Source organism: Methylomonas fluvii (genome assembly GCF_014850975.1).
GTDB classification, from domain to species: Bacteria; Pseudomonadota; Gammaproteobacteria; order Methylococcales; family Methylomonadaceae; genus Methylomonas; species Methylomonas fluvii.
The window spans coordinates 1,564,584-1,578,110 of the sequence record NZ_JACXST010000001.1; the positions used below are offsets into that span (position 1 = coordinate 1,564,584).

Below are 13,527 nucleotides of genomic sequence, written 5' to 3' on the forward strand. Positions count from 1 at the left end.
GCGCAAATACAGGTTGCATGTAACAAGGCTGGGCGACTATGATGTTTCATGTAACGTTAATCCAGGAGTTCGCCATGCGCTCAGCCACCTCAGCACGGGTTCAGAAACATCGCATCGCTCTGCGCGAAGCCGGTTTGCGACCGCTGCAAATTTGGGTGCCGGACACCCGCCGCGAAGGCTTCGCCGAGGAGTGCCGGCGGCAGTCCTTATCGATACAAAATGATGCTGCCGAACAAGATGCCTTGAACTGGCTGGAGACAGTCGCCGACCGCGACGGCTGGCAGTGAGGCGCGGCGATTTGGTGACGGTGGCCTTACAGGGTGATCTGGGCAAACCGCGCCCGGCACTGTTGATTCAATCCGATCTGTTTGACGCACATCCGTCGGTAACGATTTTACCGATCACCAGCGAACTGCGCGATGCGCCGTTGTTTCGGATTGCCGTGGCCGCAAACGAGCGCACCGGCTTGAGCCTGGCCTCACAAATCATGGTGGACAAACCGCAATCGGTAGCGCGAAACAAAATTGGCGGGGTGATCGGCCGAGTCGATGATGAAACCCTGTTGGCGGTCAATCGGGCGCTGGCGGTGTTTCTTGGCTTTGCGTAAAGGATAGCCATGAACGAAGCCGAAACCCGCGCCGAATACATTGACCCTGCTTTAGCTCAGGCCGGTTGGGGTGTGGTGGAAGGCAGCCGGATTCGTCGCGAGTATTCCATCACGTTGGGTCGGCTGGAAGGTCATGGCAAGCGCGGCAAAGCGCTGACCGCCGATTATGTTCTGGAATACCGCAACACCAAGTTGGCGGTAGTCGAAGCTAAAGCCTGGGATAAAGCGCTGACCGAAGGCGTTGGACAGGCCAAGGATTATGCGCAGAAGTTGGCGATTCGTTTCAGCTACGCCAGTAACGGCCAAGGTGTATACGCCATCGACATGCACACCGGCGTGGAAGGCGAACGGAGCGAGTTTCCGTCGCCAGACGAATTGTGGAATGCGACCTTTGCGCGGCAAAACGCTTGGCGCGACCGTTTTGCCGCAGTGCCGTTCGAAGATAGGGGCGGTTACTTTCAGGGACGCTACTACCAGGACATTGCCATCGACAAGGTATTGGCGGCGATAGCGGAAGGCAAAGACCGGGTGTTGCTGACGCTGGCCACCGGTACCGGTAAAACCTTTATTGCGTTTCAATTGGCGTGGAAGCTATTCCACAGTCGCTGGAACCTGAACGATTGGCGCTTCGACGCACTCAGCGCGAACGGTCAGCCCAGTCGTCGGCCGCGCATCTTGTTTCTGGCGGACCGCAATATCCTCGCCGACCAGGGGTACAACGCCTTTTCCGCGTTTCCGGAAGATGCCTTGGTACGGATTGCCCCCGACGAGATTCGTAAAAAGGGCAAGGTGCCGAAGAACGGCAATATCTTTTTCACCATTTTTCAGACCTTCATATCCGGGCCGGTCAGCCCAACCGTTCGCCCTGAGCCAGTCGAAGGGCAAACTTTATCCGTTCATGGTTCGACAAGCTCACCACGAACGGATGCGGAATTGATGCAGTACAAACGTAATTTCTACTTCGGCGAATACCCACCCGACTTTTTCGACTTCATCGTCATCGACGAATGCCATCGCGGCGGCGCCAACGACGAAAGCAACTGGCGCGGGATTCTGGATTACTTTTCGCCCGCCGTGCAGCTGGGTTTGACCGCAACCCCGAAACGTAAGGACAACGTTGACACCTACGCTTACTTTGGCGAACCGGTGTTTATCTACTCGCTGAAAGACGGCATCAACGACGGTTACCTGACGCCGTTTCGCGTCAAGCAGATTGCCACTACCTTGGACGATTATGTCTTCACCACCGACGACACCGTGGTCGAAGGTGAAATCGAAATGGGCAAACGCTACGAAGAAAAAGACTTCAACAAAATCATCGAAATCCGCGAGCGCGAGAAAAAGCGCGTCGAAATCTTTCTGGCCCAGATCAATCCGCGCGAAAAGACCCTGGTGTTTTGCGCCAACCAACAGCATGCCTTGCTGATCCGGGATTTGATCAACGAATTAAAAACCGTCAACGATCCGAATTATTGTCACCGGGTCACCGCCAACGACGGCGCCTTGGGCGAACAATGGCTACGGGATTTTCAGGATAACGAAAAATCCATTCCTACCATTCTCACGACCTCGCAAAAGCTGTCGACCGGCGTCGATGCCCGCAACGTGCGTAACATTGTGTTGCTGCGCCCGGTCAATTCCATGATCGAATTCAAGCAGATCATAGGTCGCGGTACCCGGCTGTACGACGGCAAGGATTATTTCACCATCTACGACTTCGTGCGCGCCCACCACCATTTTAGCGATCCGGAATGGGACGGTGAGCCGCTGGAGCCGGAAGCTTGTATAAAATGCGGCAGTTATCCGTGCCAATGCGAAAAGCCCATTCCCCAGCCTTGTAAAACCTGTGGCCAACAACCTTGCCAGTGCCCGCAACCGCCCTGTGAGAGGTGTGGCGAAACGCCTTGTGTTTGCCGTCAGAAAAACAAAACCAAAGTGAAGTTAGCCGATGGTAAAGAGCGGGCCATTCAACACATGCTGGTCACCAGCTTCTGGCACCCGGATGGCACGCCGATGTCGGCAGCTCAGTTCCTGGAAGCCCTATTCGGCAAACTGCCAGAGTTTTTCAGAGACGAAGACGAATTGCGTGGGCTGTGGAGCGAGCCGGACACTCGCAAGAAATTGTTGGAAGGCTTGGCGGAAAACGGTTTTGGCAAGGATCAACTGGTGGAAATGCAGAAAATCATCGCCGCGGAAAACAGCGATTTGTTCGACGTGCTGGCTTTCGTAGCGTATGCCTTGACGCCCATCAGCCGAGAGCACCGCGCCGATACGGCCAAAGTCGAAATCGGCCGGCATTTTAATTACCGGCAGCAGGCGTTTCTGGATTTTGTGTTGGGCCACTATGTTAGTGTGGGGGTCGATGAGTTGGACCAAGCCAATTTAAAGCAATTGTTGAAGCTTAAATATCAAAATTCCATCGCCGATGCGGTAGCGGATTTGGGTAAGCCCGAGCAGATAGGCCAGGTGTTCAGCGGTTTTCAGAAGTTTTTGTATCGGCAGGCGGTGGGCTGAGCATTGTCGGCAAAATGTGTATGGTTCGTCATCCGCGCTCAGGTGGCGAATCCATATAGCCACCAATACCGCTAAGTTAAGCCGTTCGTGGTGAGTCGTGAGCTTGACGAATGATCGAACCATTCGCCCTTCGACCATACTCAGGACGAACGGTTAGTTTCTTGAGTTAACAGCCGGGTTAATAGCGCGGTTTGGCCCAGCGCAAATTAATCGATTTGCTCCAATACCACCGGCTTGGCGCTAAATACCTCGGCAACCAATTCCAATTGCGCGGCAAATAGCGGCAGGGTCGGGATTTTCCAGGCTTTGCCGGTGAATTTGGCCAGGATGTTGTTCAACCAAAGTCTGTCGGAGCTGGCGTGGTGAATGATGAAACGGTAGGACTCGCCGTCGTTGAATACCGCAAAATCTTCCAAAGTCACTTCTATGGTGTGTTCCTCGCCGTAAAGCCGGGTCTGCACGTAGACTTTGCGGGCATCGAGATCGAAGTTGAACTGGGTCAACTCCGCGATGCCTTTCATGATGATATTCGCCCCCCAAATAATCAGCGCGTTGGGCGTTAATTTGATAACAAAACGGATCAAGCTGGATTTAAAACTCATGGCGGGCCTTTAGTGGTTGGCTGGGATAAAGTCATGATTTTAAACATTGTTGGTGGGATTGTTTCGTAAATATTTCAACGATTGTCACAGCGGTGCCAAACCTCAGGCGAATCAGGCGCTGGCGGCCGACTCGCTCAAATGCGCATACGCCGGAAAGGTTTGCAGCCGGCTGTCGTCCAGCGGTTCGCCGATGGTAAAGTGATACAGGCTTTGCCAGTCGTTATCTTTTAAACCCAACACACCGTGTACGGCATCGTCAAAGAAGCAGCCGATGCCGGTGCCGCGCACGCCGGCGGCTTCCGCTTCCAGGTACAAAATCTGTCCCAGCAGGCCGCTTTCCCAGAATAGCCGACGATAGCGCCAGGCTTCGGCTGCTAAATTCTCGGCAAAGCGCGCCAACATCCCCAGGCTAAAAGCGCTGTCGCTGGCGATGGGTTGGTGGCAGGACAGGGTTTTTGCGGCTTGCCTGACGCTGCCGGCCGTCAGCCGATAAAATTCGAACGGTGCTTCCACCGTTTGCCATGAGTAGTCGGCGGCACAAAGCGGCTTTAATTCCGCCGCCGCATCTCCCGTGCGCGGCAGTACGTATAAGCCCGGTTCCAGGCCGGCTACCCGATGTACGAATAGCACGATATTGACTTGCGCCGGCCAATTCCAGGCAGTAAACGGCGGTTTGGCGTTGGGCAGCAACGCGGCCAACATCCGGTGGAAATCGGCCAAGGGCAACTCCGGCGATTTGCCGTTAAAGTGTTGCGCGCTGCGGCGTTGGCGAATCAATGCGCTGGCAGGCAGGTTGTGGCTGGGCGTTGGTAAATTCAGGCTCGGCAGCGTTAAACGTTCAGCAATTGTAGTTGGCTTGATGGCCTGGGCGGAGACTTCGTCGATAATCGGCCAGCGGTAAAAATGCCTGCCGCTCAAGCGCTCGGCTTTCCCGAACCATTCGGCCCTTTGGCTAAGGGTTGCTAGATGTGCGGTGGAAAACTCGCCGCCCGCCGCTTGGCTGGCATGTAGCCGGCAGAATAAATCCGGCGCTTCGTGTTCCGTGGCGACAAAGTCGTCGCTGCGGTCCAGTCCCAGCCAGGCGGCGATGTCGGCGTCGGCGGTTTCGCCGAGCAATTCAATCGACCAACCTAAGCAGGTAGCGGCGTAACTCAAGGCCGCCAGAGCATGGCCGATGTCGTGCTGGCAGTAGCGAAAAGCGCGCTCGCCGTATTTCCAGGCTTCCCGCCAATGAATGGAGGAAAGGCCAATATAAACCTCCTTAGCCGCCGCATCCGCAGTAAACCGGCCGCGGCGCTCCAGATGATGATCGTGACTGACGTAGTGATAGACGCCGGGTGGCAATAACTCCTGATCGGTACAAAGCACATAAGCTTCGGTGGGATGCAAATTGCCGCTGGACGGATTGCAACGCAAAGCCCAGCGGTCCGGGCCAAACTGCTTCCAGGCGGACAAGCCGAACGATAATTCCAATAGCAGACCGAGATTGGCCAGGCTTAACGGCTGCGGCTGTATCCGGTCCGGTTTGTCCAAGTCCGCGAACAAACAACTAAGCTCGGCGCCAGGTGGCGGCAGTTTCACCGCTTCACAGCCGCTAAAACGCCGAAACGGATTGGGCTGATCGTCCCAATCCAATGACTCCGGGCCTTTGGCGTAGGAGTTTAATTGGTGTTTGGTGCGGTTGTGGTAGCTAATGACAGCGTCTGCAGGGTTGTTCATTGGGTTCTCTCTATACATTCAATGCTGTGTGGATGGAGCTGAGTATTTTCTGAAGATTGACAATGTTCAGCATGTTTCGTGCCTGATTCCCCGCGTTTAAATGGGCTGCCGTTCGGTGGTTTAAAGCCTTAGTCACGCAAAAGAATTATTCGCTTTCTGCAAGCTAAGCACGTGTTGGTGGATATCCACTATATGACCATCTGAGGCTCCGCTAATTAACATAGTTTCGATAGTAAGGGATGGCTGTTGTCGCTGGAAAATTTTATAAGGCCCTGCTTTTTATAGGTATTTTTTGGGTGGTCTTTTTTTTGCTTTCGTTGGGTTCGATAGTTAAGCAAGCATCCAGCTTGTGCTTTGGTCTGGATGGAGTGCTTGGCAGACATCACTATTTTATTCAGCGTAGTTAAAAGGTTCGGGAGCGTCGCAATGTCCACAAGTTATCCTTTTGTGTCGGAACAAAAATTGTCCGACAAATTAGTTTCGGGGGCCTTTCTTGGCAATTTCAAAACCGCTTTCAAGAAAATCACTCTGCGCAAGTGTCTGCTGAAATTGCATTTATATATTTCCCTGTGGTTGGGTACGTTAATTGTGATTGCCGGGCTTACCGGCAGTCTTCTGGTTTACGAGCATACTTTGGATAAGTGGCTCAATGCCGACATGATGAGCGTGGCCGTTGGCGAACGCTGGTTACCCATTGCGGATTTAGTGGCAATCGCGAACCGCGTCTCGCCCATTCCAGAGCCACCCTCCCATCTACAGATGCCGGAGGACCCGAGTGAAGCGCTCATCGTGCGTTATCAAGCGGCCGCAATGCCTGGCCACAAAGGCCACAATCATCACTTTCACGAAGTCATGGTGAATCCGTACTCCGGTCAGGTGCTTGGCGACCGGGATAGAAACGACGCCTTGATGACATTTATTTTACGTCTGCATTTCAGCCTTTTGGCGGGTGATTTCGGTAAACTGGTTATGGGGATTACCTCCTTGCTGACCTTGGTATTGACGGTTACCGGCATCTATTTGTGGTGGCCGAAACTTGGCAAAATCAAGCAGGCTTTGCTGATTAAACGTAACGCCAGCGCCACGCGCTTTAATTTCGATCTACATAAAACCACCGGTATTTATACGGCTATAGTCATGTTGGCAGTGGCCTTCTCCGGGGTATATTTCAATCTCCCGCAGTTCTTTAAACCGGCGGTTAATTTTTTCTCACCTCTCGAAGAAATGCCGCGCGGCATCAAATCAACAGCAAATGGCGGCACGGTAATTCAACCGGAGATAGTCAAGGCCAATATTCAAGCCACGTATCCAGGGATTCAGATTCAACGGATTTTCCTACCTGTCGGTGAGCGCGGCAGTTATATGATCTCTGCTCGGCAGTCCGACGAACTGCGCAGCAAAGGTTCCACCAGCTTTTGGGTGGATCAATACGACGGCGCGATTTTGGCGGTGCGCGATCCGAAAAAATTCAACGCCGGCAACGCTTTTATCAATTTGCAACTGCCTTTGCATAACGGCGAGATTCTCGGTACCCCAGGGCGTATCGCTGTACTGGTAGCGGGTTTTGCGCCGTTAGTGATGATGGTCACCGGCCTGATCCATTGGTTGAAAAAGCGTAAAGCTAATCGTGCCCGTCGAGCCAGTTTGAAAGCCGCCGCTATCTAACGTTTTTCCCACGATGACCAACTAACAAACTCCGGCGCATGCCTGCGCCGTTGAGGCGCTTTTGTGCTCAATCCCGACCCTTCCGTAAACTTTAAAGGACTTTGAGGTTATCGATGTTATCTACTCGTGCCACCACCAAAAACATTGCTGTGCTATTACCTTTGATCATGCCTTTGAATTTGGCCGCTGTGGAAAAAGCGCCAGATGAGCTAGATGAAATGGTGATTACCGCAACCAAAACCGAACGCAGTATTCGCGATGTATCCGCTACGGTAACAGTGATCGATAGAGAGCGTATCGAAAAATCCAACGCGACAACCGTCGATCAATTGCTCAAGGGAGTGCCGGGTGTGTATGCCAGCCGCATGGATGCCTCGTCTCCCAATCGGATTGCCCAGACGTATACCAGAGGTCTACCGGGCAATGGCCGCACCTTGGTATTGATCGACGATGTGCCTATGAATGTGTCCTACGACAGTCAGGTGGATTGGTCGCAACTTGGCACTATTGACGTGGATCGGGTGGAAATTGTCAGAGGCGCCGGTTCGGCTCTTTACGGCAACCATGCGATGGGCGGCGTAATAAACGTTATTTCTAAAGCGATTACGCCCGGCGTGAAAGGCAAAGTGGATAGCGAATACGGCAGTATGGAAACAATCCGTGAAGCAGGTATCGTCTCTTACGGCGGCGAGCACAGCGGCGGTTCGGTATCGACCAGTTATTTGGAAAGCGACGGCTATAACATGTGGCGCCCCGATACGAGTGTGGCTTCCATTCCCTTATCGCAACGCGATGAAACCGGCACGCGTAAAACCAATGTAGGCGCCAAATTTAAGCACGAATTTGATGCCTCTAATCTGCTGGATCTGAGTTTTTCCTATTTGAGCGACGTTGCAACAGGCTTATATCGAATTCCTGATTATATAGCCCAAGATAGAGAGCAATACCTGGGGTCGGCACGTTATCGCTATTTGGGGGAGAGTTCTGAAGCCACGGTAGTCTTATACAGCCGTATTGGCCGAATGGATGCCGATAGCGCAAACGCTGCAAATGCAACCAGTCCGGATGTGGCCCGCCCCGGCACGATGGCCGCCAGTCTGATTTCCTATCGCGGCGATTTTGACGATATGGAAGCCGGTATTCGCGCTCAATATAGCCATTACTTAGGTAGTCATCACAAATTGACGGTGGGCGGACAACATTCAGACAGTCAAATGACCATGATTAACCAGTTTCCTGCGGAACGTGGCAGAGAGCAGCTTGTTGAGGGCGGCATTCAACTGAGCGGCATATTTTTGCAAGACGAAATCAATTATGGACCCTTGAACGTAAGCTTGGCCGGGCGTTGGGATTTGTGGCAGACAGATGGCCAATTCAGAGATACCAAAACCAGTTTCCCTGGGCAAGGCCAATGGGGTAATCATGCGGAGGACTCGTTTTCGCCTAAGGGTGGGTTTTCGTACAAGCTCACCGATGATTTAGTGCTGCGCGGATCTATAGGTCAGTCGTTTAACACCCCGGATGTTTCTCAGCTCTACGGCAATAGCAGGCGAGGTGGGACGACCGTGGCTTACGGTAACCCGTACTTGACTCCCGAAAAAGCCGTTTCCGGCGATATTGGCTTGGATTACTACTTTGGCCGGCAGGGATATATCAAAACCACGATCTATAACACGACTGCGGAGGATTTTATCGCCACAGTGCAACGAAGCGGCGCGACGGTCGGAACCACCGACAAAATTAATATCGGCGCCATTCGGGCTGAGGGTGTTGAGGTTGAAGGGATGTGGAAGCTAGGCGATTTCCTGACTTTGTACGCGAGTTATACCAAGAACGATTCGATTGTCACCAAGCACGACAGGAATCCTAATTTGATCGGCAAGCAGCTTACCAATGTGCCGCAAGATCAAGGTAGTTTGCGGGCTGATTTTAGTCTGCCATACGGCTTTTCGGTTTTCGGTGCTTTTAATTACGTCGGCGACCGATACTCTACCGAAACCAATTTACCTAGCGCACCGGGCGGCTCTGCCGTGTATAAAAGCTATGCAACCTATGATTTAGGAGTGGCCAAGACCCTGGTTAAGGATGTTACCGCCCGGATGACCTTCATGAATATCGGTAACGACAAGTATGAAGGTATCGGCTATATCGCGCCGGGCGCCACCATCACCGGCGGTATCAGCGCCAAGTTTTAAAGTTGAACCGGCGCGAATAGGTTGCCGGGCGATTTTATAAGGGCGAAATGGGGTTAATGGGTAAGCAACTCTTTTTCTGGAACCACCAAATCCTCGGTCCAGCAACCTATTGGCCGGCCCAGATTCAGATCCTGGTCTTCGAAGCGGACTAAAAAGACCGTAAGCCCGGGATCTTCCTCGACATGGCCTTTCATCACGATCACGCCACGGGCGCCTTCTTGCGCCAGCACTTCGCCTTCCTCGCTGTCCGGCATACTGCCATCGTCAACAATCGTATGCGCGGCGTACACCACGTCGCCCAAATCCAAATCTTCTACGTTCATGCTGTGCTCCTGTGAGAGGTTTGTCGTAAAGCCGACAAAAACCCCGGGTTTGTTGTGAAACGGCGTGCCGATTAAGGGTGGCCTGCTGCCTTTGCTTGAGTAATTTCAGCGTCTTAGCTGAAATTTTCGCGTATGGCATGCTGGTTGCTTTATCTGTTTACAAAATCAATGCCAAACCCGTTCAGGAGACTTAAAGATGATTACATTAACCGAAAGCGCCATCCAAGCCGTGGGTCGTTTTATCAGCAGTTCCGACAAGCCGACCGGTGGGCTGCGCATCGAAGTGACCGATGGCGGTTGCTCTGGTCTGTCTTATGGGATGAAGTTGGAAGCCAAAGAAAATCAAGACGACACCGTCATCGATTGTGGCGCCGTCAAAGTGTTTGTCGATCCGTTGAGCCTGCCCAGTTTGGACGGCATGTCCATCGATTTTGTTGATAGCCTGGAAGGTTCCGGCTTCAAATTTACCAATCCCAACGCGGTTAAAAGCTGTGCCTGCGGATCATCGTTTACCACCGGCGAGAGCGGCGGTTCACCAAAAACCTGTTCTTAAGCATTCGAGGAAATAGCTATGTGGGATTATTCAGATAAAGTAAAAGATCACTTCTTCAACCCCAAAAATGCCGGCGCGGTGGCGGGGGCCAATGCGATTGGCGAAGTGGGTTCCATCAGTTGCGGCGACGCGTTGCGTTTGACATTGAAAGTCAACGACGACACTGAAGTGATCGAAGATGCCGGTTTCCAAACCTTCGGCTGCGGTTCGGCGATTGCCTCGTCTTCGGTATTGACCGAAATCATTAAAGGCCTGACTTTAGACGAAGCCTTAAAAGTCACTAATCAGGACATCGCCGCCGAATTGGACGGCCTGCCACCCGAAAAAATGCACTGCTCGGTGATGGGCCGGGAAGCCTTGCAAGCGGCGGTCGCTAACTATCGTGGCGAAGAATGGAAAGACGATCACGAAGAAGGTGCGTTGGTCTGCAAATGCTTTGCCATTGATGCCGTGATGATCGAAGAAATGGTTTGGGCTAACAAACTGCGCACCGTTGAAGACGTCACCAACTACACCAAAGCCGGCGGCGGTTGCGCGGCCTGCCACGAAGACATCGAAGCAATCTTGGAAAAGGTCTTGAAAGAGCGCGGCGAGACTTTCGATCCGAATGCGGCACCCGTTGCCAAACCCGAGCCTGTGGTTGCCAAAGGACCGCTGACCAATCTGCAACGCATCAAGAAAATTGAAGAAGTGATCATGTCCTTCCGGCCGCAATTGATGGCCGACGGCGGTGACGTCGAGTTGGTGGAAGTGGTCGATAAAACCGCTTACGTCAACATGACCGGCGCTTGCAACGGTTGCCAAATGTCGGCGATGACCATTGCCGGCATTCAGCAACGCTTGATGGAAGTGATGGGCGAATTCATTAAAGTCGTGCCGGCCTCGCAAATGCCGAAACTGGTCACGATAGAGGAGGCCAGTCATGCCTGATATTTATCTGGATAACAACGCGACCACCAAGGTGGACAGCGCGGTGGTCGATGTAATGATCCCGTATTTTACCGAGTTCTTTGGTAATCCATCGTCTATCCATCGTTTCGCCGACGGCGTGGCCAAGGCCATTAAAAAGGCCCGTTCGCAGGTGCAAGAGTTGATTGGTGCCGAGCACGACTCCGAGATTATTTTCACATCCTGCGGCACGGAATCCGATTCAACGGCGATCTTGTCGGCGATCAAGGCTCAGCCCAATCGTAAGGAAATCATCACCACCTCGGTGGAACATCCGGCAATTTTGGCTTTGTGCGAAAACCTGGAGAAAGAAGGCTACACCATTCACCGCATGCCGGTGGACAAATGCGGCCGCTTGAATCTGGAAGCATACAAAAACCTGTTATCGGAAGAAGTGGCAATCGTGTCGGTGATGTGGGCGAATAACGAAACCGGCACCATCTTTCCGGTGGTGGAAATGGCCGAAATGGCCAACGCCGCGGGCGTGATGTTTCATACCGATGCCGTGCAGGCAGTCGGCAAGATCCCGATGATGTTGCAAGACACCAAGATCGATATGTTGTCGATTTCCGGCCACAAATTGCACGCACCGAAAGGTATCGGTGTGTTGTACTTAAAGCGTGGCACACGTTTTCGTCCACTATTGCGCGGTGGGCATCAAGAGCGCGGCCGCCGAGCCGGTACTGAAAATACTGCATCCATTGTTGGTTTGGGTAAAGCCTGCGAACTGGCGATGGAGCACATGGAATACGAAAACGTGCAGGTCAAAGCGATGCGCGATCGTCTGGAGCAAGGCATCGTTGCCGCCGTGCCGCACTGCTTTATCACCGGTGATTTAAACAACCGCTTGCCCAATACCACCGACATTGCGTTCGAGTATATCGAGGGCGAAGCGATTTTGATGCTGTTGAATAAAGCCGGTATCGCGGCTTCCAGCGGTTCGGCGTGTACCTCGGGTTCTCTGGAGCCTTCGCACGTGATGCGGGCCATGGACATTCCGTACACCGCCGCGCACGGCACCATCCGCTTTTCCTTCTCGCGCTACAACACCATGAGCGAAGTCGACGAAGTACTGAAAGTGATGCCCAGCATCGTGGCTACTTTGCGGAAACTGTCGCCGTATTGGGACAGCATCAACAACGAACCGGTTGCTGATCCGGAACAGGCTTTCCAGCCCACTTATGCTTGATTGAGCGCATCAATTGGTCGGGTTTGCTCTGGTGATCAATCATGCCAGGCGCAATCCGGCCAGTTTGGTTTTGAGTCAACGCCGCATAATGCGGTATTGACACCAATAAATTTCACTGAGGATTGTTATGGCTGAAACGCTTGCTGATTTACGCGCGGTATTGTCCAAAATGGAAGCCGCATTGAGTTCCATCACCGAATTCAACGCGGAAGTGCTGGAGTTTGTTGATGTCCACTATTCGAATTTGCTGAATGATCAAAAAGTCGTTCAGGTTTTCAAGAATGTCGGCGACGCCGAGGATGAACTGCAAAGACAACTGAATTTTCTGCGCTCACGTTTGACCGCCGGCATAGCAGAATTTAAAGCGGTTTGTGAAGCGGAAAGTTGAAGGCTGTAAGCCAGCAACTGGGGTTAAATCGGTAGCGAAGACCTGGTTAGCCCCAAGCCTTCAGAAAATTGAGATGGTTCTGAGCCATTTATTGCATTGAAGGGCATCCAATGCTTAAGCCCCTATCACAGAACCAAAAAAGGCGGTTGTTCAACCGCCTTTTCTGTATTTTGGCAGAGCAGTTTGCTCAAACCTTCCTGGTTTTTCTGGTAAGGCCCAAACCAACCAACGCACTGCCGAAAAGCCATACCGCACCGGGCACAGGCACAGCGGCAACATTGAAGTTGATATTGTTAATACCGTTGTTCCAATCGGTGCCCAGAATAATTCTGACCGAATGAGCAGTAACGCCAGGGGTGAAAGTATGAGGTGCGTCGCCGGGTACCGCATAAGGTGCATAATCGACAAAGATGTTGGCAGGGTTGGTACCATCAACAACTCTCAAGTCGCTGGCATTGCGAGTGAAATTTCCCGGTCCAGGATACGCAGCAACGTCGAAGCTTTCCAAGGTGACGCCCTGATTCGGATTGATTGCCGTCAGCGTAATGCTTAAAAGCAGACCTGATGTATGAGCAAACGCCGCCGAGTTTAAAGTAGCGTAACCGGCATTCCACAATAGAGCATCGTTATAAGCCGTTGTGCCGTTGAGGTTCAGGCTGGAATAGGATACCGCCACGTCAGCGGTAGAACCGTAACCTGCTGGAACCGGGGCGTAGTTGTCGAACGGCTGTAGCGCATCGAAGTTAATCGTCGCGGCTTGCGCGTTGAATGCGGCAGTAATCAGTATTAACGGATAAAGCTTTTTGGATAACATCGGCGACCCC

At 52.7% G+C, this 13,527-nt stretch carries 13 protein-coding genes; 9 read left to right on the plus strand and 4 right to left on the minus strand.

Translation table 11 applies throughout. From position 1 onward, the window contains the following. The first annotated feature begins 74 nt into the window (after window positions 1-74). From EBB_RS07490 to hsdR, 3 genes are read left to right on the plus strand one after another with little or no spacing between them, the layout of a single operon-like run. The gene (locus EBB_RS07490; protein WP_192393135.1) at window positions 75-287 is read left to right on the plus strand and encodes an antitoxin MazE family protein; all 213 of its coding nucleotides are present in this window, start codon (window positions 75-77) and stop codon (window positions 285-287) included. Further along, window positions 284-607 (plus strand): type II toxin-antitoxin system PemK/MazF family toxin, encoded by a 324-nt coding sequence (locus EBB_RS07495; RefSeq protein WP_192393136.1) that lies wholly within the window; start codon window positions 284-286, stop codon window positions 605-607. The genes EBB_RS07490 and EBB_RS07495 overlap by 4 nt, the downstream gene beginning before the upstream one ends. Window positions 608-616: 9 nt before the next feature. Continuing rightward, complete coding sequence (gene hsdR / locus EBB_RS07500; protein WP_192393137.1) at window positions 617-3,121, plus strand: EcoAI/FtnUII family type I restriction enzme subunit R; 2,505 nt, start codon at window positions 617-619, stop codon at window positions 3,119-3,121. A 206-nt stretch (window positions 3,122-3,327) separates the two neighbouring features. Here the strand turns inward: hsdR and EBB_RS07505 are convergent, their stop codons facing one another. Both EBB_RS07505 and EBB_RS07510 read right to left on the minus strand, forming a co-directional pair. Then, window positions 3,328-3,723: a hypothetical protein gene (locus tag EBB_RS07505; protein ID WP_064006993.1), complete on the minus strand. Its 396-nt coding sequence runs from the start codon at window positions 3,721-3,723 to the stop codon at window positions 3,328-3,330. A gap of 111 nt (window positions 3,724-3,834) precedes the next feature. Then, window positions 3,835-5,442: a SagB/ThcOx family dehydrogenase gene (locus EBB_RS07510; protein WP_192393138.1), complete on the minus strand. Its 1,608-nt coding sequence runs from the start codon at window positions 5,440-5,442 to the stop codon at window positions 3,835-3,837. A gap of 426 nt (window positions 5,443-5,868) precedes the next feature. Here EBB_RS07510 and EBB_RS07515 point away from each other — a divergent pair, with 426 nt between their 5' ends. Beyond that, on the plus strand, window positions 5,869-7,107 hold the full coding sequence (locus EBB_RS07515; RefSeq protein WP_192393139.1) for a PepSY-associated TM helix domain-containing protein: 1,239 nt from the start codon (window positions 5,869-5,871) through the stop codon (window positions 7,105-7,107). Between the two features lie 113 nt (window positions 7,108-7,220). Further along, window positions 7,221-9,302, plus strand: coding sequence for a TonB-dependent receptor (locus tag EBB_RS07520; RefSeq protein WP_192393140.1), 2,082 nt, complete (start codon window positions 7,221-7,223; stop codon window positions 9,300-9,302). A 53-nt stretch (window positions 9,303-9,355) separates the two neighbouring features. Here the strand turns inward: EBB_RS07520 and EBB_RS07525 are convergent, their stop codons facing one another. Further along, window positions 9,356-9,625, minus strand: coding sequence for a nitrogen fixation protein NifZ (locus tag EBB_RS07525; RefSeq protein ID WP_192393141.1), 270 nt, complete (start codon window positions 9,623-9,625; stop codon window positions 9,356-9,358). Window positions 9,626-9,821: 196 nt separating this feature from the next. Here EBB_RS07525 and EBB_RS07530 point away from each other — a divergent pair, with 196 nt between their 5' ends. The 4 genes from EBB_RS07530 (at window position 9,822) to EBB_RS07545 (ending at window position 12,703) form a co-directional block, all read left to right on the plus strand. After that, window positions 9,822-10,178 carry a HesB/IscA family protein gene (locus EBB_RS07530; protein ID WP_192393142.1) on the plus strand — a complete coding sequence of 119 codons (357 nt, stop codon included), beginning with the start codon at window positions 9,822-9,824 and terminating at the stop codon, window positions 10,176-10,178. 18 nt (window positions 10,179-10,196) lie between these two features. Next, a complete protein-coding gene (gene nifU / locus EBB_RS07535) occupies window positions 10,197-11,108 on the plus strand; it encodes a Fe-S cluster assembly protein NifU (protein ID WP_020483356.1) in 912 nt (303 codons plus the stop codon). Continuing rightward, entirely contained in the window at window positions 11,101-12,315 is a 1,215-nt protein-coding gene (gene nifS / locus EBB_RS07540) for a cysteine desulfurase NifS (RefSeq protein ID WP_192393143.1), read from the plus strand. Before nifU ends, nifS begins: the two co-directional genes overlap by 8 nt. Before the next feature lie 127 nt (window positions 12,316-12,442). Further along, on the plus strand, window positions 12,443-12,703 hold the full coding sequence (locus EBB_RS07545) for a hypothetical protein (RefSeq protein WP_192393144.1): 261 nt from the start codon (window positions 12,443-12,445) through the stop codon (window positions 12,701-12,703). 187 nt (window positions 12,704-12,890) lie between these two features. On the opposite strand, the gene EBB_RS07550 is transcribed toward EBB_RS07545, so the two are convergent. Then, window positions 12,891-13,517, minus strand: a complete 627-nt coding sequence (locus EBB_RS07550) for a hypothetical protein (protein WP_192393145.1) — start codon at window positions 13,515-13,517, stop codon at window positions 12,891-12,893. Window positions 13,518-13,527 lie beyond the last annotated feature (10 nt).